A 20866-nucleotide genomic window follows, 5' to 3' on the forward strand; every position below is an offset into this window, starting at 1 on the left:
AAAACCTTTAAACTGCCGAAATAAACATTTTTAAAGAGCTAAACCCCGCTGTATATTTCTCTATAAATTTTTACAATTTAAAACGAAGACCTGCATTTACAGTTGTACCCTGTACTGCATAGCCATAAACTTCATAATAGTTTGTGTTATTGATAATATTCTTTACGTCAACAAAAACATTCAAATGTTTTTTCAAAAAACTGTATTGAATATAGGCGCCCCATAAAGTGTAAGCGTTTAAATCAACCTGCGAAGACAAGAAGGTATTCGGATCAAAATAATTATCGGTGCGCTTGCCTGTTACCTGCAAAGTTGTGCTTACATATAAAGATGGTGTTATGTTATAACCGGCAAACAGTTTAACAGCATTCCTTGGCCTGCGAACAAGATTAAAACAACTTGTGTCTTTGCCTGAAGCTTTATCAGTAAGCTTACCGGTTATATAAGCATAAGATGCGCTAAGTTGTAAATTCTTATTATTATAATTCACTTCGGCCTGTACACCATAATCATGTTGTTTGTTTAAATTTTCATAACCATTGGCGCCATAAATAATTACGTCATTTATATAACGATTAAAGCCGTTAACTGTAACCGCTAATTTTTTTTCAAGAAAAAAAGTTTGCAAGCCTGCTTCCTGCGTATTTGATTTTTCGGGCTTTAAATTCGGATTAGCGCCATAAGGACCAAACAGTTCGCTAATGGAAGGCGCCCTGAAACCGCTTGTAACATTTGCAAAAACTTTTACCGTATTATTTATAAGATAAGAAGGGTTAAAACTGTAGGTAACATTATCGCCATATTGATTATGATGATTATACCTTCCACCCAGCTCAAGATTAAAGCCATTATTACTGTGCAAAAAGAAAGATATATACGGGCTGATGATAGTGTTGGTTGTATCAACATCTTTTATTGTATAAGATTGATAATTCAACCCTGCCACCATTTGTATGTGCTTGCTAAAGGTTTGATTAATGTATGCTTCTGCATGATTGAATTTCCCGCTTGATTGAAAAGCATACGAACTCCTGTAATCACGTTTTGTGAAATCGTACCCATAATTAAAATGCAGGCTGCCGCTTTTATAATTATAATTGCCGTTAAGGCCTGTATTTATAAGCGAAGAAATATAAGTATTTGGTGCATCAATAAATGCATCGGCATCGTAACCACCTTTAAAATGCGTGTAACGGAAATAAGGAGAAAGCTTAAACTTATCCGTTACATTAATACCAATAATTCCCTGCAAGGCATGCTGCGTAAATCCATCTTTATCAAAGCCCGCTTTGCCTGTTGTATCTTTTGCTTCGCTTATGCCGTCAGTATTATAATAAGTATAATTCAAATTATATTCCAGCACTTTTGTTTTCTGGCTTATGTTGGCATTGCCTTTAAAACTGTTATAGCTGCCATAAGTAAGCAAACCGTTTAGCTGCGGCTGCTTTGTTTCCGGTTTTTTTGAAATGATATTTACAACACCGGCCACTGCATTGGAACCGTATAAAGTGCTTTGGCTGCCCTGCAAAATTTCAATGCGTTCAATATTATCGAGCGATAACAAACGTAAATCAAAGCTGCCACCAACACCCGCAGGTTCGTTTAGCGGAATACCATCCAATAAGATCAGCGTGTATTTATCCGTTGCGCCAAGCAGGTATAATGATTTGTCTTTGCCGGGGTTGCTCGTCGCTCCATTCATGGTAACGCCAACCTGTTCGTTTAATATTTGCGCCAGGTCTTTACTGCCGCTGCGCTCAATCTGCTCTTTGGTAATTACTTTAACAACCTTGCCTGTTTCGCTCATTTTTTTGGGCGATTTTGTTGCCGTAACCACCACATCATCCAATAAATTTTCCGATGAATCTGTTTGTGCTTTTAAAAATTGTGTAAGCACTAATACAATTGCTGTAACCAGGATTTTTTTCATGCTCATTCTTCTTTTGAATGTTTTAAAAGTTGTTGAAGAATGAACTTTCGTGAAGAATAATAGAAATGAAAATGTCTTCTGCAGTAAGACCTTATCATTCTGCCTTTCACCCGAAAGCCCAGATAATATTTGTTTGGCAGGTCTTCTGGCTTGCCGGCTGCTGAAACCCTTCCCGTTCTTTCCTGAACAGTGGTTTTATATTCAGCAGGTGAATAGTGAATAAGGCACAATTCACAAAGCTTACAGCTACGGGGATAGCTCCTGATTTTAACAGGATTCCCTTTTAATTTGTTAAATGAAATTTTTTCATCCTTCAAAACCAAACCGGCGGCAAATGTAGTTATTTGAAAATATTAAACGGAATGATTTTCCTTTCATAAAATTTCCTGCAGGCAACAAAAATTTTAGCCGTTATTGCAACGCTTTATCATTTGCCATTGTCAGCTAAACATCCGGATGGACTATAAAGAACTTGTAAAGAATTGCCTTAAAGGAAAGTCGGAAGCGCAAAAACAATTATATAATCATTTTGCAGCTGACATGTATGGCATTTGCTATAGATATACTAAATCTGCAGCCGATGCGGAAGATGTTTTGCAGGAAGGTTTTATAAAGGTCTTTCGCAATCTTCAACACTACCGGCAGGAGGGCGAGCTGGGCGCATGGATACGGCGCATTATGGTAAATACAGCCTTGAATTATCTTAAGCAAAGTAAACGCTACAGCACAGAAATGTTATATGAAGAAGACCATCTTCACCCGGTATCTACAGAAAATCCGATTATTCATTTGCAGGCAAAAGAACTGGCAGATTTAATACGACAATTGCCAACCGGTTGCCAGACTATTTTTAACCTTCACGCAGTGGAAGGTTTTACGCATGTGGAAATTGGTGAAATGCTGGGCATACATACCGGCACTTCAAGATCGCAGTATGCGAGGGCAAGAACAATGATGGTTGCCTGGATTGAGAAAAGAAATGAGAAAATTAAACAACAGCGGTATGCAGGAAAATGAATTTGAAAAACAGGTGAAAAATTTGATGGAGGGCTTTAAGCCGGCTCCGTCCGATGAAGCCTGGGCAAAAATAAGCCGCAGGCTAAAGGAGAAGCGCCGGCGCAGGCTGCCCTTCATTTTTTTGCTGGCAACAGGTTTGGCTGCTGCGGGATTGCTATTTTATTACACAGGCAATAAACAAGATACAGTACAAAATACAGTTGCAATAAATAATAGCAATGCAGGTATTGCACAAGATGGCGCTGTCTTAAACGACTCTGGCGTAGCTTCCATAAACAATAAAGTTGAAAAGAACAATGCTGATAACAGCAAATCTTCATTGCCAACAGACAAAGGCCGGGTTAACTTCATTAGCAAAAAAATGAATGAGGTTGCTGGCATTAACAAAAGCATCAAAAAAAATAACACTGGTATTTCAGCAGGCATAACAAAAGACAATTCTTTAGATGGCAAAGATCAGCCCGGCGATGTTATAACAAATGCTAAGGGTAATGACGATAAAGCTGGTGCATTACAAAAAGATTTAGAGCAAGCAACTTCTGAAGAAATTCAGGCCGTCAATCAAAACCCGGTTAATAAACCTGATAATAACATTGCTAAAAACGATTCAAACAATAATACTCACGATAATATTCAAATTGCAAAACCAGCCTTACAAAGCAATAAACTTCCCAAATGGCAATGGGGCGTAAATGCTTTTTATGGAGCCAACAGTACGGTGAAAAGCATAGGAAGTATTGGAAAACCTGACCGGCAGTCTGCATTAAGTGCGCCAACATTAACAGCACCAACAGCCATTATCAGCGGTGATACTGTTTTTAACAAATATGCTTACACTTCGTCAAGCGCTTACAGCTTTGGATTTGAAGTGCAACGCAGCATATCAAAGAACAGTTCAATAAACGCAGGATTAAACTTTACGCATCTTGCAACAGCATCTAATGTACGCGGTGTGGTTAATGCCAATTATGCAATAAGCCCTGATTATATGGTGAACAATTATTACCGGCCGGGCGTGGTTAAGGAGTATATCAATAAATATAATTTTATAGAATTGCCCGTTTCTTTTCAGCAGAACTTATTGCAGCGGAAAATGTTTGCATTTGGTTATAATGCAGGCTTTTCCGTGCGGCAATTGCTTAATTCAAACTCGCTTATTTATAACGAACAGGGTAATATTTATTTTTCAAATGACGACCTGCTGCGCAAAACGCAATTGCAGTTGCAGGCGGGCCTTAATTTGAAATTCAACACAGGCAAAACCACATCTGTTTATGCAGGTCCGCAGATTTCTTACAGCTTATCAAACTTTACAAAGAATAAAGACAACGGCAATTTTCATTTCATGACTTACGGGTTAAAAGCCGGCTTGCTTTTTCATAAAAAATAATAACGAAATTTTACAACGTTCATTATGCTGCTCATGTCAGGATATAAAACCTTGGCCATGAGAAAAATTTACCCTCTTTCATTCCTGCTCATTATTATCCTTTTTGCAGGATGTTTTAAAGACGATTGCAAAAGCATTCACCGCATTTACAAACCGGTTTTTAAAACGCTCACGCAGGTACGTGCCGGCATTGCTTCAGAAGCAGCGCAGCCGGTAAAAGTTGCCGGTAAAATTTACCTGTATAAAAACTATATCTTTTTAAACGAGCCAGGTGCAGGCATTCATGTAATTGATAACAGCGATCCATCCAATCCTAAAAACATATCCTTCATTAATATTCCCGGTAATTATGATCTTGCTATAAAAGGTAATTATTTATATGCTGATTCTTACAGCGACCTTGTTGTATTGAATATTGCAGATCCTAAACATGCAGTTTCAAAAACATTTAAGAACAATGTATTTCCGCGACAAAGCTATTATTACTATTATACTTCTACTGTAAATCCTGATTCTGTTTTAGTGCCTGTTGATTATATAATGACGGATACGCTGGTAAATTGCGATACATACAATAGCTGGATAGCTTACGATTATGTTGCCACGCCCAATTCTTCACAGGTATTTACAACAGCAGTGCCTTCCAAAGGCATCGGAGGCTCCACTGCACGCTTTACAGTCTTAAACGATTACTTATATACGGTGGATTATTATGCGCTCCATTCTTTCGATATCACCAATGCCAGTGATCCGGAACCCATACATGATGAAGCCATTACTGTGACCGGAGGCGTTGTAGAAACAATATATCCTTCAAACAATAACCTGTTTATAGGTACAAGCAACGGTATATTTATTTATTCAGTTGCAGGCGGCGGCATACCCACATATACCGGTCAGTTTGGCCATTTTACAGCATGCGATCCCGTTATTGCAGACAACAGCAATGCGTTTGTTACGCTGCGCTCCGGCACCGCCTGCCAGGGTTTTAATAATGAACTTGAGATATTAGATATTGCAACAGATATAACCAATCCCTCATTAATTAAAACATACAGCCTCACTAATCCACGCGGCCTTACAAAAGACGGCAACTTATTATTTATTTGCGATGGAGCGGATGGTTTAAAACTTTATAATGCGGCAGACATTAATAACCTTTCCCTATTAAAAACAATCGGCGGTTTTGAAGCAAACGATGTTATTGCATGGAATAAAATTGCACTTGTAACCGCAGGTGACGGTTTGTATCAATATGATTATTCCAATACAAATAATGTAAAGCTGTTAAGTAAAATTTCCATCAATCAAAAATGAAAAAAATTATTGCAAGCCTGCTGCTGCTTGGTTTTGCATACAATGCAACAGCGCAAAATGCTTTGAAAACGCCCATGCATTTTCAAAGCATTTTGCAGGCCGGTTTACTGGCAGGAAAAACAGAGCCTTCCTTTGGTGTGCAAACAATAAATGGTGTAAGATGGAAACAAATTTCCGCAGGTATTGGTGCTGGTATCGATAATTATGTTTTCAGAACGATACCTGTTTTTATTGACCTAAGGGCAGATATTCTTAAAAGCAAAAACTCACCTTTTGTTTTTGCTGATGCAGGCCCGCAATTTCAATGGGTGCAGGATCATCAAAAGGCCGGCTCTTTTTTTAATCCTGAATATAAAAGCGGGTTTTATTTTAATGCCGGAGCCGGCTATTCAATTTATTTGTTTAAACGAAACACATTAACATTAAGTGCGGCATTCTCATTAAAGAAAGTAAATGAGTCGTTATACACCTACTGCGATTTTGTTGCCTGCCCGGAACAAAAACCAACAATCAATAAATATACTTTCAGAAGACTTGCTGTAATGGCAGGCTGGACAATATGGTAGCAAGCAACCTTCAGCTTTAAATAATGGTTTACTAATCAGTGTCGTTGATTTAAGAAAATATTCAATACTCAATGTTCAATAATTCAATGCTCAATTTGCAGAGGCTTAAAACTGAACATTGATTATTGTTTTGTTGAATATTGTATATTTCGAAAATGATTGAACGGTAAACCTCATGTACTCACTGCTCAAAGCCCGCAGTTTGCAGCTTGCACCAAAAGCCTGCGTTTGCCGTAACTTTGCGCAAATTTTTAAAGCAGCGATGGTTTATTTAACGAGGCTGGAGCATTTTAATGCAGCGCATAAACTATATAATCCTGCGTGGAGCAAGGAAAGAAATGAGGCCGTGTTCGGGGCCTGCGCTAATGAAAACTGGCATGGGCACAATTTTGAGCTTTTTGTAACCGTAAAAGGCGTTCCAGATATAGATACCGGTTTTATAATGGATGCCAAGCAACTAAGCCGTATTATAAAAGAGCATGTAATTGAAAAGCTCGATCATAAAAATCTTAATCTCGACGTAGAATTCCTTGAAGGGAAAATGTGCAGCACAGAGAATTTAATAGTTGAAATATGGAAGCAGTTACAGCCGCATATTCCTGCAAATGTTACCTTACACAGCTTAAAGCTATATGAAACACCAAGAATTTATGTAGAGTATTTTGGAGAATAAATTATGAACGAAAAAGTAGCCGTTTACCGCAAGGAACATTTTAATGCAGCGCACCGCCTGCATAACGATGCTTTTGATGAAGCTACCAACCAAAAGGTTTTTGGTAAATGCAATAACCCAAATTATCATGGCCACAATTATGAACTGATAGTAAAAGTAACCGGTGTGCCGGATGCGCAAACAGGTTTTGTAATTGACCTTAAAGAATTGAGCGATATTATCCGGGAAAATGTTTTAGCACGCTTCGATCATAAAAACCTCAACCTCGATGTTGAAGAGTTTAAAAGTTTAAACCCCACTGCAGAAAATATTGCTATTATCATTTACAAAATACTGCGGCCTTTAATAAACAGCGAATTTGATTTGCGGGTGCGCCTGTACGAAACTGAAAGAAATTTTGTAGAGTACCCTGCATAAATAATCTAATATAAAAGGAGATCGATGTTATACGAAAAGAAAATTTATTATGATGAAGAAGCCATTAACAGCTTAAAGGAAAGTTATGCGAATATAATCGGAAGTATTGGCGAAGATGTACAGCGTGAAGGCCTGCTGAAAACGCCGGAGCGTATTGCAAAAGCCATGTTGTATAATACGCAGGGCTATAACCAGGATGCCGTTGCCATATTAAATTCAGCCAAGTTTCATGAAAACATCAGCGAGATGATTGTTGTAAAAGATATTGAACTCTATAGCATGTGCGAACATCACATGCTGCCTTTTTTCGGCAAAGCGCATATTGCTTATATCCCCAATGGTTATATAACCGGTTTAAGCAAAATTGCAAGGGTGGTAGATGTTTTTTCAAGAAGGCTGCAGGTGCAGGAAAGGCTTACAACACAAATTCTTGATGCCATAAAAGAAGCCTTAAACCCACTTGGCGTGGCAGTGGTAATTGAGGCGAAACATTTGTGCATGATGATGCGTGGCGTTCAGAAGCAAAATTCTGTAACCACAACATCTGCTTTCTTTGGTGAGTTTGAAAAATATCCAACCCGCAACGAATTTTTAAAACTTATTGCAGCCGATCTTGATTAATGCATGTTTATAAAGTTTTGATGCTAAAATGGTAATAATTCCAACTATTAAATTGCAATTGAACAGTGTGTTAAAAACGGTTGGTAGACAAAATGTGCGGAGTTTGTGTCATTTGACACAATATTATCTTTAATAATGCAATTATCTTTGCAACTGATTACATAAATAAGTTCAACTTAATACATAAGATATTTAACTTGGTGTTTTTCATAGGTTAGCAACGGCCAGCTCTTTTCAGGGCAGGCCTATTTTTTTAAGATAAATCGCTGCACCATTCCTGCTCCATTTTGCTTTATTCCATTTTCAGTAAACCCGCATTTCAGCAGCACTTTTTTTGAAGCATCATTTTCTAAAGTGGTTATAGCATGCAAGGTTTTGGATGCCTGGTTTGCAAAATAATAATTTATACCCGCCATAGTTAGTTCTGTTGCATAGCCTTTACCCCAGGCATCAGGCACCAATGCATAACCGATTTGTATTTTATATTTTTCATCTTCAAAAGGAAGATAAACGAGTGCAAAACTGCCAACGAAGCAATTGGTAGCTTTTTCCATAACGCACCACCGGCCCAGGCGAGGGTTTTGTTTGTAAAACTGAATATTCTCTTCCAGGAATTTGTCTGATTCTGTTCTGGTTAAGGCCTTTCTTATATGTTGCATCACTTCCTCATTGCCGTTTACCCTGAAAAAAAAGCAAGGCATCATCATGCGTAAATGCACGAACGGTTAATCTCGCTGTCTCAAAAATCATTTTTACAATATAAAAGATAAAATACAATTAGTATATGATTATATAAGAAACAGCTTTAAGACTAAAGCTGTTTTTAACTGATTGCTTATTTATGAGACAAAATTATTTATACAACTTACCAATCTCTTAATCTGCCTGCTTAACCAACAGGCAGTTTGCGCCCTTACAGTTCAAAACGGAATTGCAGATTGCATTAATTTTAAAAAAAATAATGCAATCGATTGCTAAAATAAACAAAATCCTTATTTTAGCCCTGAAATCATTATTTTATAAGACAAAATATTATTGCTGCGATAAGAGACAAATAACAAGAGATGCAGCATAAATAAAGAAAGTAGTGTCTTTTTCGTAATCGGTTTCTGTAATACTATTGTAAATCCGGGATAATTCTATTGCCAATTTCTCTTAAAGACTATTCGTACAACGATTGATGATAAAATTGCTTTGCTTTAGTATGTCAACTATATACCGAAACACAATTTTTTTACAGCCTATAACACAGCTTTTTATTTTCTAAAAACAACTCTTATGATTATCAACATGCCAAATCGACTAACGAGGTATTTGTTTGCTGTTGCCAGAAAACAGGTACTGACCATTTTAGCGTTTATTTTTTTCTCGGCACTTCAAACCACTGCGAATGCCCAGACAGTACAGGGAAAAGTTACGGATGAAACAGGCAAACCTGTACCCGCAGCTTCCGTAACCGTAAAAGGAACTTCCCGAGGAACTACCACCAATGAAAACGGAGCATTTTCTATATCCGCATCACCTGCGGATATGCTGGTAATAAGCTCTGTAGGCTTTACCGCCCAGGAAATTACGGTGGGCAACCAAAGCAACATAACCGTTTCATTAACCTTAACTAATTCCCAGCTTGAGCAGGTAATTGTTGTTGGTTACGGTACCCAAAAACGTACAAACGTTACGGGGGCTATTTCCACGGTTAACAATAAAACATTAAATGAAGTTCCTGTTGTAAGCGTGCAGCAGGCATTACAGGGCCGTGTGCCTGGTCTTTCGGTTGTAAACAACGGGAGCCCCGGTACATCCCCGATTGTTACTATAAGAGGTATAAGTTCTATTAGTTATGCTTCTAATCCTTTATATGTGGTGGATGGCTTCCCTACAGGCGATCTCTCAACCATTGATACAAGGGATATAGAATCTGTAGATGTATTGAAAGATGCTTCTGCAGCCGCAATATATGGCTCCAGGGCAACCAGCGGTGTAATTATGATTACTACCAAAAAAGGCAGCCGGGATGGCAAATTTCATGTAAACCTTAATTCTTATTATGGCATTCAGGATATTACCCAAAGATTAGACCTGCTAAATCCTGAACAATTTGATCAATATGCTATCGCTTACAGAGGAAGTTTAGTGCCCAGGCGTGATCCAGGCTACGACCCGGTATGGGTTAACCAGCCCATTTACGACGGCGCTGCCACCACTTATGGTAATAATGTTACCGATTGGCAGGATGCATATTTTAAACAAGGTTCAATGACGCAAACCAATATAGGTTTAAGTGGCGGTAACGATGTTTCCCGCTTTTATGCTTCTGCCGGCTTTTTTGATCAAAAAGGCACCTCACCTACTGTAGGTTATCGCCGTTATAACTTCCGCATAAATTCAGAACATAAAATTGGCAAGGTCTTCACTTTTGGCGAAAACCTCTATATGGCTTATGGCAACCAGGCTTATGACAATAATGAAACAGGCACAAGGTCAAACCTGGTGAATGTAATTAAACTGATGCCTTATATGCCGGTGTACGACCCTACCACTTCAGATGGCTTTAGGGGTGTAAACTCTGTATTGGATGGCGGCGACCCCACCAATCCCATTGAAGATGCAGTTGTGAAAAACCCGGGCAACAGGAAAGTGGCAAAAATTTTAGGAACAGCATATGCTGAAATAAATTTTACTGACTGGTTAAAGTTTCGCTCCACAATGGGCATTGATTATGCCAATGGATTAGACTATCGCTTTGCACCCATATTTAATGATGGTGGTACCGTAGCCGGCTCAAGCGCCATACTGGCTACCATTACTAACAACAGGTCAGTTTCTACTGTTCAGTTATATACTCAACAGCTTTCGTTTGATAAAACATTTGGCGATCATCATGTTACAGCAACGGCTGTATATGAATACCAGGGCCAGCGGGTACGCAATGAAAATGCAAGCGGCAACCAGGCTTCCAATGAACTTAAAACCTTGAACAATGCAAGTAATGTTTCTGTTCAAACGCTTATTGGAGAAAATTCCCTCATATCCTATCTCGGTCGTGTTACCTACGATTATAAAGGGAAATATCTGTTGAGCGGCGCCATACGCCGGGATGGCCTTTCTGTTTGGGCTCCGGGCAGAAAATGGGCAACCTTTCCATCCGGTTCTGTAGGCTGGAGAATAGACCAGGAAGATTTTATGAAAGGTCAGGAAACGATTTCTGAACTGAAAGTACGTGCTGGTTATGGTGTCACAGGTCTTAATGGTACTGTTTTAGGAAATACACCCTGGCTGGTAAGTGTTAGTTCCAACAGCGCTTATTATCCTTTTGGCGATGTTCTAACAAGTGGCCCGGTATCTTCAATTCAGGCATTAGGTAATTCAAATTTGAACTGGGAAACTACCAAACAGCTAAATATAGGTTTGGATCTTGGCTTACTGAATAATTCAATCACCTTATCAGCCGAATATTACCAGCGTAAAACAGATAACCTGATCATTGCGCTTCCCATTGCACCTTCACTTGGATTCTTAAACGGTACTGTGAATCAAAACGTAGCAGCAATGAGAAACAATGGTTTTGAGTTTCAGCTAGGTTATAACAAAACGCAAGGTGATTTTACCTGGAACGCAACAGCCAATCTCAGTGTTATTTCCAATAAAGTACTTTCCCTGGCAGAAGGCGTAACTAATATAGAAGCCGGGTCTGATGTTGACCTTACGGAAGGGTACAATGTTACCAATACGGCACCAGGCCATCCAGTTCAATCTTTTTATGGCTGGGTAATAGAAGGGATTTTTCAATCACAGGATGAGATTGATAAACATGCAACACAGGTTGCCCCTCAGGATCCATCACAACCCCGTACATCTCCCGGCGACTTTAAATTTAAAGACCTGAATGGTGATGGTGTTATTGACGGTAATGACCGTACATTTTTAGGCAGTTTTATTCCAAAATTCACATATGCACTTAATGCCGGCGCGAACTATAAAGGGTTTGGCCTGACTGTTTTCTTCCAGGGTGTACAAGGCAACAAAATATACAATGCATTGCGCACTACCACAGAAGGAATGGTACGTTTCTTTAATGCCGGTACAAAAGTATTAGATGCCTGGACGCCGTCGAATACAAATACCAATGTTCCCCGTGCTGTCTCTTCTGATCCTAATCAGAATGCCAGGCCTTCAGGACGGTTTTTGGAAGATGGCTCTTATCTCCGTCTTAAAAATATCATGTTGAGCTATAATGTTGCAAATAAATCGTTGCAATCTATCACAAGAGGAGCAGTTAAGAACCTTACTATTTATGTATCAGCACAAAACATCCTGACGTTTACAAAATACAGCGGCTATGATCCTGAAGTGGGTAACAGAAATCCAAGTGGTTCATCACTAACCAATGGCATTGACTATGCCGTATATCCTCAGCCTAAAGGCTATCAGGTAGGTATTAATGTAAACTTTTAAAAAACGCCTGTGTTTAAAGCAAGCGTCTGACTAACACATAAAAATTAAAAGATGAAACCAAATAATATAAAACGAAACATAACAGTGCTGGCTGTAACCGCTGTGATAGGCACAGCTGCTATAGTAGCCTGTAATAAAAAACTGGATGTTACCGACCAGAATAACCCCACCGTACAGAGCTATTTTAAAACCGCTACCGAGTTACAAAACGGCGTAAACGGTATATATTCTATTTTACGTGCCGGCAATTTGGTTGGCCGCGAATGGTTTTTCACTCATGATATGCGGGGCGCCGAAACCGCAGCGGGCGGCTCTCAACTGGAAGCTCCAAGAGCAGAACTGTTGAAGCAAGCCTCACCATCCGCTTCCAATACCGTAATCACGAGCGTTTGGAGTGGATGTTACCAAATGATCAACAGGGCTAACCTCGTTATTGCAAAAGCGCCTGATGTAACAGATGATGTGGCATCAAGGGATATATCAGTTGGAGAAGCCGAATTCCTGCGGGCATGGGCCTATTTTGAACTGGTAACAATGTGGGGCGATGTTCCCATGTACACAGAACCTATTGCAACACCATCCGATTATAAAGGGAAATCTTCAGCAGCCGACATTTATTCTTTAATAATAAGTGATCTTACAGATGCTGCAGCCAAATTGCCCGATGCTCAATCCCAGCCGGGTCGCGCAACAAAAGGCGCTGCCTATGCCATGCTTGGCAAAGTGCAAATGCAAAAAGGCGATTATGGAGCAGCCAAAGATGCGCTCTTGAAAATATACGGCAAATACAACCTCGTACCTTTTCTGCATAATTTTGATGGAGACGTTAAATTGGGAGGCAACCAGATTGCAACAGGGAATGAATACAATGCCGAATCTGTTTTTGAGGTAGCTTTTGTGGATAAAGGCGATAATAACTTTAACTGGGGTTATACAGGTGAAGGCCCCACTGCAAACGCAAGTACTATGCGCAGCCAGGAGTATGGAATAGTTTGGGGCAACGTGGTTCCTTCCGATGCGGTGCTGGATGAATTTGAGCCCAACGATCCCAGGTATAAATATACCTTTTTTGAATCCGGCGACATGATTGAAACCATGGCGGGCACACAAACAGGCACACAACTTACTGAATCAGGAATGAACGTGGCCCAAAGTACCAGGAATGGCGTAAAGAAAAAAAGGGTATATCGCAAATATTCAATTCTTGACTGGACTGCCGATGGTTTTCATCCGGATGGTTTAAACCAGCGCATAATCCGTTATGCCGATGTATTATTGATGCTCGCCGAATGTGAAGCAGAAGCCGGCACACCGGCCAATGCCGCCAAATATATAAACGAAGTGCGTGCAAGGCCAGGCGTAAATATGCCTCCGGTTACACTTGCTACAAAAAACCAGGCAATTGCAGCAGTAATGCATGAAAGAACAGTAGAATTATGTGGCGAAGAAGTAAACAATATTGACATTTTAAGATGGCGGGCAAAAGGTTATTATCCATCCATCCGCCCTGATCCAAAACCCGGGCAGGTAGAATTCTTCCCAATCCCGGCCAGCGAAACAGCCGCTAATCCATTGATAAAATAAATTAATGATCGTTTTCAATGCAATAGAGGCTACCAGGTAGCCTCTATTTTTTTATTGACAACTCACATATATTTCCTTTTGAATTCTTTTATTTGATATAATAATTTAAGAAGGGTGCAATGTCAAAAAAAGGCATAATTATACTTTTACTTTTCGCAATATCTCTTGCTTCCTGCAAACAGAAACCATTGCCCAATCAATACATGATTGATATCTTGAAGGCAAAAGAAAAAGAATACAATAATCCAAACAATCTTTTCAGCCCTTCTGCTTTAATAAAACTTTGCGATTCCGTATTGAACAACACTTCTGATAAAGAGATGATATTCCAGGCGCTGAACAAAAAAGCCAATGCACTTTTACAGTTAGGTGAAGAACAAAAAGCAATTGATATTTTTCAGGATATGCTTGGTAAAACCGGCGGTGATCTCGACAGGCGGCAATCCATCCTGAAAGACCTTGCCGTATCCTATTTAAGATTAGGCGAAAGAATGAACTGCATTAATAACCACAGTGCAGAATCCTGCATCTATCCTATCGCAAATGGCGGTATTCATAAAAACAAAACGCCTTCTGAAAAAGCCATTGAGTTATATACACAGGTATTAATTGATAACCCCGGCGACCTCGAATCAAAATGGCTGTTGAATATAGCTTATATGACAATAGGCGCATATCCCAAACAGGTGCCGCCGCAATTTCTTTTAGCTGTAAAAAATGAGGACAGCCTGCATAGTGTAAAATCATTTATTGATGTAGCGGCAAACATTGGTCTCAACTATAAATGCCAGGCAGGTGGCAATATTGTTGATGATTTTAATAATGATGGCTATCCCGATATAGTAATAAGCAGCTGGTCGCTCAGCGAGCCGATGCATTATTACAGGAACAACGCTGATGGTACTTTTACTGATGTCTCTGATTCATCCCGGTTAGGCAATTTAACCGGCGGCCTTAACATGATGCAAACAGATTATAACAACGACGGTTTCAAAGACATTTTTATAACAAGGGGCGGCTGGAAAGGCGCTTACGGAAAAAGCCCTAATTCGCTATTAAGAAACAATGGCGACGGTACTTTTACTGACGTTACAAAAGAAAGCGGCCTGCTTTCATTTCATCCAACACAAACAGCAACCTGGGCTGACTTTAATAATGATGGCTGGCTTGATGTTTTTATAGGCAACGAAACAGAACCCGGAGGCGAAATACATCCGTGCGAATTGTATATGAATAACAAAAACGGCACATTTACGGAAGCCGCGGCAAAAGCAGGCTGTGCCATAACACGGTTTGTAAAGGGCGTTACATCCGGTGATTATAATAACGATGGATTAACAGATATTTTTATTTCCACATTAAACGGCAACAAAATATTATTGAAAAATACTTCGGTTAAGAATGGTGCCGTGAAGTTTGAAGATGTAAGCAAACAGTCAGGCTTAAGCAACAATGTCACCCGCAGCTTTCCCACATGGTTTTGGGATTATGATAATGACGGCTGGCTTGACATTTTGGTGTGCGGTTATGAATTCACCGAATCGCTTGCCTATTATGCAGGTGCTGAAACATCAAATGCTCCGGTAAACAATGCAGGCAAGGTTTTTTTATTCAGAAATAAACATGATGGCACATTTGAAGATGTATCTGCCAAAGTGGGGCTAAATAAAATTGCTTTTGCAATGGGATCCAATTTCGGCGATATAGATAATGATGGTTACCTCGATTTTTATCTCGGCACCGGTAATCCCAACCTTAAATCGGCAGTGCCAAATAAATTGTTTAAAAACATAAATGGTGAAAGGTTTTTAGATATTACAACGTCTGCCCGCGTTGGCAATCTGCAAAAAGGCCATGGCGTTTCTTTTGTTGATTTGGATAACGACGGCAATGAGGATATTTATATAAAGATGGGCGGCGCATACAGCGGCGATGCCTATGAAAATTCATTGTATTTAAATCCAGGCCAAACTAATAATCATTGGATAAATCTTTCCCTCGAAGGAACAATTTCGAATAGAGCAGCCATCGGTGCAAGAATAAAAATTACATTCAAAGACAGTAATACAGCACGCTCTGTTTACCGCGATGTAAACAGCGGTGGCAGCTTTGGCGCCAATCCTTTATTTCAACATATAGGCATTGGCCGTGCAACTGCTGTTGACAAAGTTGAAATAACATGGCCCGTAACAGGAAAGGTGCAGGTGTTTGAAAACCTGCCTTCAAATACCAATATTAAAATACGTGAAGGTGATAGTAATTACAGCACCTATCAACTTAAACGATTTGATTTTACACATGACAAACAGCTTATGCATGATCATACTGAACAACATCATTAAAGCAAGCCTACTAATTAATATTGTATGAAATATAGCAGTGCTATTTTCTGTTTACTTATCAGTTGCATGATACTTAGCTGCAAAGCAAAAAAGCAAAAACAGCTATTTACTTTTTTGCCTTCAACCCAAACAGGTATAACGTTCAGTAATGATATTGATGAAACAAAAATAGCAGGCGAAGCGCTGAATGAATTTGCTTATATGGGCGGCGGCGTTGGTGTTACAGATATAAACAATGATGGCCTAAAAGACCTTTTCTTTTGCGGCAACCAGGTTAGCAGCAAGCTCTATCTGAATAAAAACAATAATAAATTTGAAGATATAACTGCGGGCGCTGGTGTTGCTACCAAAGATTGGATAACCGGTGTAAGCGTTGTTGATATTAATGCAGATGGCTACGATGATTTTTATCTATGCACTTACAGCAATAACTCAAATGCACGTGCACGCAATCTGCTATTCATCAATCAAAAAAATAATACGTTTAAAGAAGCGGCTGCTGAATATGGCCTGGCCGATACCGGCTACTCAACACAGGCTGCTTTTTTTGATTATGATAAAGATGGCGATCTCGATATGTATTTATCCAATTACATGTTGAATGCATCCTATTCAGCCAACTATCTTTTCAGAAAAAATACAACCGGCGATTCTCCTGCAAATGACAGGCTTTATAGAAATGATGGCAATAAAAATGGCCACCCAGTATTTACGGATGTTTCCATGGAAGCAGGCATTAAAGAAGATGGTTATGGCCTGAGTATTTCTGTCTGCGACTTCAATATGGACGGATGGCCTGATGTGTTTGTAAGCAACGATTTTATTTCGAACGATAATTTATGGCTCAATAATAAAAACGGCACATTCAGCAATATATTGGACGCGGCCGCTAAACATCAAAGCTATAGCAGCATGGGCAGTGATGCTGCTGATATAAACAATGATGGCAGGTTCGATTTTGCATCTGTTGATATGATGCCTGAAAACAACTACAGAAAAAAACAAATCTTCTCATTCATGAATTATGACCGGTACCAGGAAGAAAGATCTATGGGATATTCACCGGAATTTTCACGTAACGTACTGCAATTAAATAATGGCAACTATTACAAAGGTGATACACTGCTCCCCTTTTTCAGCGAGATTGGACAACTGGCAGGCATAAGCGAAACCGACTGGAGCTGGAGCATCCTCTTTGCAGATTTTGATAACGATGGTTATAAAGATCTGCATATAACCAATGGCATTGGCCGGGATTTTATCAATGCAGATTTTATTTCCCTCAGCCAAACAAATGATAATAATATGGGTGGGGAACAGTCAAGACAAATATTAAAAGACAAACTGGTTGCGCTCAATCATGTCGATCTGCCTAATTATTTGTTCCGGAATAATGGTGATTATACTTTTTCAAACATAACAGATTCATCAGGCATCAAACAAAATTCTTTATCAAACGGAGCAGCATATATCGACCTGGATAATGATGGCGATCTTGATTTGGTTGTGAACAACATTAATAAAGAAGCATACATTTTAATCAATAATGAAAATCAGCCGGGCAAGCCAAAAACCAGTCACAGTATAAGTTTCCTATTAAAAGGTGATAGCTTAAACACAAATGGTTTTGGCGCTAAACTTTTTGTTTATTCAAATGGTACGGCGCAGGTGCAGGAACAATACCCGGTTCGTGGTTATTTATCTTCTGTTGATACAAAGCTCTTATTCGGCATGGGGAATAATGCAAAGGCAGATTCAGTTATTATTATCTGGCCGAACAATAAAAAACAGGTATTGCAAAATATAAATGCTGATTCCACTTATACTTTGCACCAAAAAAATGCAAACGAAATATGGCAGCCATCTCCCGCTACCAATCCATCTTTTTTTATTGATGTGACGGCCACTGTAAATGCGGCCTATAAACACAACGATTATATATTTAATGATTATGCTGAGCAACGGTTATTACCACAAAAATATTCGCAGTTAGGGCCGTTTATTTCAACCGGAGATATAAACAATGACGGCAAAACGGATTTTTATATTGGCGGCGGGTTTAACTCTAACGGAAAGGTTTTCATGCAAACAAATAACGGCGCCTTTAATGGAAGGGATTTTACGCAAAATTCAAAATTTGAAGAAGATGCTGCCAGCACTTTTTTTGATGCCGATGGCGATGGCGATGAAGATTTATTAGTCACTTACGGCGACATGCGTTTTAATGATACATCCATGTATTATCAGCCGCGTTTATACCTAAATGATGGCAAAGGAAATTTTACATTAAGCATTAATGCCATTCCATCTGATGTAAGAACCATTGCAGGTTGTGTTGCCATTGCAGATTATGACAGCGATGGCGATATGGATGTGTTTATCGGTGGCCGCGTTTCCAAACAATATCCTTTGCCGCCCAATACTTATTTACTGCAAAATAATAAAGGTGTTTTTACAAATGTAACAAACAAAGTGTGCCCGGCTTTAGCCAAAGCAGGCATGGTAACAGCAGCGCAGTGGGCAGATTATGATAACGACAAACAGCCTGACTTAATTATTACAGGTGAATATATGCCGGTACGCTTTTTTAAAAATAATGGATCAACGTTTAAGGAAGTTACCGCATCAACCGGTTTGCAAAATATGAATGGTTTATGGCGCAGCCTCATTGCAGCAGATGTGGATGAAGATGGAGATACAGATTTTATCGCCGGTAATTTGGGTTTGAATTGTAATTATCATGCATCCGCACAATATCCTGTAAAATTATATGCCGAGGATATTGATAAGAATGGAAGCATCGATCCCCTGTTGTTTTATTACATAAAAGATACAGATGGCAAAAGGAAATTGTATCCATCTATCAATAAAAACCAATTGGCCATGCAGGTGCCGCTGATAAATAAACAATTTGCAACCAACAAAGATTTTACAATGGCAACAGCCGATAAAATTTTTGGCAGCAGCAAAAGCTTATTGGTTTTAACCTGTAATGAAACACGCAGTTGCTGGATTGAGAATAAAGGCAATGGCAAATTTGAAATGCATGCATTACCTGTTGAAGCGCAGTTTGCACCAGTAAATGCAATTATATGCGCTGATATGGATGGAGACGGCATAAAAGATATTTTACTGGCAGGCAATGAATATCAAACTGAAGTAGTAACCGGCCGTTATGATGCTTCTTACGGATGTTTTTTAAAAGGAAATAATCAGCATCAGTTTAAAGCAGTGCCTTATAATGAAACAGGATTAAAAATTGACGGCGATATAAAAGATATGAAGATGATAACAACTGCAAATAATAAAAAACTTATTCTTGTTGCTGTAAATGATGATTACTTAAGGGTGTTTGAAGTACGATAAGCTACAAAGAAAAGAACTTTACACCGTTGAATAATATCCTGATACATCACTAAGCTTCCAGCGGTGCGTTGCTTTAATACCCTGCAAATCTATGTTTCCTTCCACCGCATATAAAACATAGCTGTCTGTTGCATCGGATGGAATATCCTGCGCCAGTATAAAATGATGATTGTTTGGATTAGAGCCCGGTTTTATATTGATAATGTCACCTTTTTTTGCATTGGTTATATCACCTTTTTTATCTCCAAAGCCCTGCGGGCCTGCATTCCAGCTCCCCTTACCTGTTATGCTTCGTATTGCCCAAACAGTAAATATACCGCACCACGACCAGTCGGCTGTTTTATCGTTGGCGAATTTGTTGGCAGCTTTAATACCAGCCAGTTTTGACTTTTTAAGATCAGTTTCTTTCGGTTCGTCAATGGGTGCACCTTCATCATTTCTTGTTCTTTTAAATTGATCCGGCCCATTAAATTCTTCCTGCGCCACTTCATAAAAACGTGCTATTCTCTCCCATCCGAATTTTGAACCATCGCCCCTGTTCACTGCCACCACACTGCCTGTTTGTGATAATGCAAGATCAACAATTGCCTGCCGCTTTGCATCAGCAGCAGCATTATCTTTAATAGATTCTTTGTAGGTTTTTTCAGCTTCCAGAACAGCGGCTGCATCATTCCTGTCAATTGTTTTCCAGTCCTGTGTTTTTCCCTTCGGGTCAAAACCATTTTCCAGCATAGCATTGAGGGAATCTTTATACTTGCCTGTTACGTTAGCTACAGTGCTTTTTTCTTTTTTAAACCTGCCGCTTTTATCATTAATATAATCATATTGCCAGGCGGCAATGGCCAATGTTAAAGGCGAAATATCTTCCGCCTCATTACTGGCAGGCCTTGATGTTGTAACCTGCATGGGCACATTCAGAAACAAAGAAAGCAGGTAGCGTTCATTGGAAAACTGGTTAAGGTTTTTGATATTCGATTGATTGGCTTCGTCCATATTTATCAGGCTGAGATAATTTACAGGCTCAACTGTATCAGGCTGCCGCTGGATTATATTTTTTGGTGCGAAAAAACTTGTATTAACGGGCGGCGCAGCAGCAGCGGTTTGTTTTTCAGCATACATTTTTCCCATACAAAAAGATAACAGGTTAGCTAATCAAAATTTTATTCCTGGTGTTTTCATTAATGGTGA

Annotated in this window: 14 protein-coding genes and 1 riboswitch; of the genes, 11 read left to right on the forward strand and 3 right to left on the reverse strand. The window is 39.3% G+C overall.

All coding sequences use genetic code 11. The annotated features are described in order from the left end of the window. Nucleotides 1-70: 70 nt before the first annotated feature. Nucleotides 71-1930: a TonB-dependent receptor plug domain-containing protein gene (locus tag BM015_RS03330; RefSeq protein WP_177191794.1), complete on the reverse strand. Its 1860-nt coding sequence runs from the start codon at nt 1928-1930 to the stop codon at nt 71-73. 118 nt (nt 1931-2048) lie between these two features. Further along, nucleotides 2049-2269: riboswitch (cobalamin riboswitch) on the reverse strand. 117 nt (nt 2270-2386) lie between these two features. Here BM015_RS03330 and BM015_RS03335 point away from each other — a divergent pair. The 7 genes from BM015_RS03335 (at nt 2387) to folE (ending at nt 7931) form a co-directional block, all read left to right on the forward strand. After that, complete coding sequence (locus BM015_RS03335) at nt 2387-2947, forward strand: RNA polymerase sigma factor (RefSeq protein WP_090654447.1); 561 nt, start codon at nt 2387-2389, stop codon at nt 2945-2947. Beyond that, entirely contained in the window at nt 2910-4337 is a 1428-nt protein-coding gene (locus BM015_RS03340; protein ID WP_090654449.1) for a hypothetical protein, read from the forward strand. Before BM015_RS03335 ends, BM015_RS03340 begins: the two co-directional genes overlap by 38 nt. Before the next feature lie 57 nt (nt 4338-4394). After that, nucleotides 4395-5654: an LVIVD repeat-containing protein gene (locus BM015_RS03345; protein WP_177191795.1), complete on the forward strand. Its 1260-nt coding sequence runs from the start codon at nt 4395-4397 to the stop codon at nt 5652-5654. Further along, nucleotides 5651-6220: a hypothetical protein gene (locus BM015_RS03350; RefSeq protein WP_090654453.1), complete on the forward strand. Its 570-nt coding sequence runs from the start codon at nt 5651-5653 to the stop codon at nt 6218-6220. The genes BM015_RS03345 and BM015_RS03350 overlap by 4 nt, the downstream gene beginning before the upstream one ends. 175 nt (nt 6221-6395) lie before the next feature. Next, the gene (locus tag BM015_RS03355; RefSeq protein WP_317040510.1) at nt 6396-6893 is read left to right on the forward strand and encodes a 6-pyruvoyl trahydropterin synthase family protein; all 498 of its coding nucleotides are present in this window, start codon (nt 6396-6398) and stop codon (nt 6891-6893) included. A gap of 3 nt (nt 6894-6896) precedes the next feature. Continuing rightward, on the forward strand, nt 6897-7310 hold the full coding sequence (locus tag BM015_RS03360; RefSeq protein ID WP_090654455.1) for a 6-pyruvoyl trahydropterin synthase family protein: 414 nt from the start codon (nt 6897-6899) through the stop codon (nt 7308-7310). Between the two features lie 24 nt (nt 7311-7334). After that, nucleotides 7335-7931, forward strand: coding sequence for a GTP cyclohydrolase I FolE (gene folE, locus BM015_RS03365; RefSeq protein ID WP_090654457.1), 597 nt, complete (start codon nt 7335-7337; stop codon nt 7929-7931). 245 nt (nt 7932-8176) lie between these two features. Here folE and BM015_RS03370 read toward each other — a convergent pair whose 3' ends face one another. Then, the gene (locus tag BM015_RS03370) at nt 8177-8638 is read right to left on the reverse strand and encodes a GNAT family N-acetyltransferase (protein WP_090654459.1); all 462 of its coding nucleotides are present in this window, start codon (nt 8636-8638) and stop codon (nt 8177-8179) included. A gap of 583 nt (nt 8639-9221) precedes the next feature. On the opposite strand from BM015_RS03370, the gene BM015_RS03375 reads away from it, so the two are divergent. The 4 genes from BM015_RS03375 (at nt 9222) to BM015_RS03390 (ending at nt 19678) form a co-directional block, all read left to right on the forward strand. Beyond that, complete coding sequence (locus BM015_RS03375) at nt 9222-12386, forward strand: SusC/RagA family TonB-linked outer membrane protein (RefSeq protein WP_177191797.1); 3165 nt, start codon at nt 9222-9224, stop codon at nt 12384-12386. Nucleotides 12387-12437: 51 nt separating this feature from the next. Beyond that, nucleotides 12438-13970 (forward strand): RagB/SusD family nutrient uptake outer membrane protein, encoded by a 1533-nt coding sequence (locus BM015_RS03380; RefSeq protein ID WP_090654463.1) that lies wholly within the window; start codon nt 12438-12440, stop codon nt 13968-13970. A 203-nt stretch (nt 13971-14173) separates the two neighbouring features. Beyond that, a complete protein-coding gene (locus BM015_RS03385) occupies nt 14174-16312 on the forward strand; it encodes a CRTAC1 family protein (protein WP_245751194.1) in 2139 nt (712 codons plus the stop codon). A 24-nt stretch (nt 16313-16336) separates the two neighbouring features. After that, nucleotides 16337-19678 carry a VCBS repeat-containing protein gene (locus tag BM015_RS03390; RefSeq protein WP_090654468.1) on the forward strand — a complete coding sequence of 1114 codons (3342 nt, stop codon included), beginning with the start codon at nt 16337-16339 and terminating at the stop codon, nt 19676-19678. A gap of 18 nt (nt 19679-19696) precedes the next feature. Here the strand turns inward: BM015_RS03390 and BM015_RS03395 are convergent, their stop codons facing one another. Continuing rightward, complete coding sequence (locus BM015_RS03395) at nt 19697-20806, reverse strand: hypothetical protein (protein ID WP_090654470.1); 1110 nt, start codon at nt 20804-20806, stop codon at nt 19697-19699. Nucleotides 20807-20866 lie beyond the last annotated feature (60 nt).

Source organism: Parafilimonas terrae (genome assembly GCF_900115755.1).
Taxonomy (GTDB): Bacteria; Bacteroidota; Bacteroidia; order Chitinophagales; family Chitinophagaceae; genus Parafilimonas; species Parafilimonas terrae.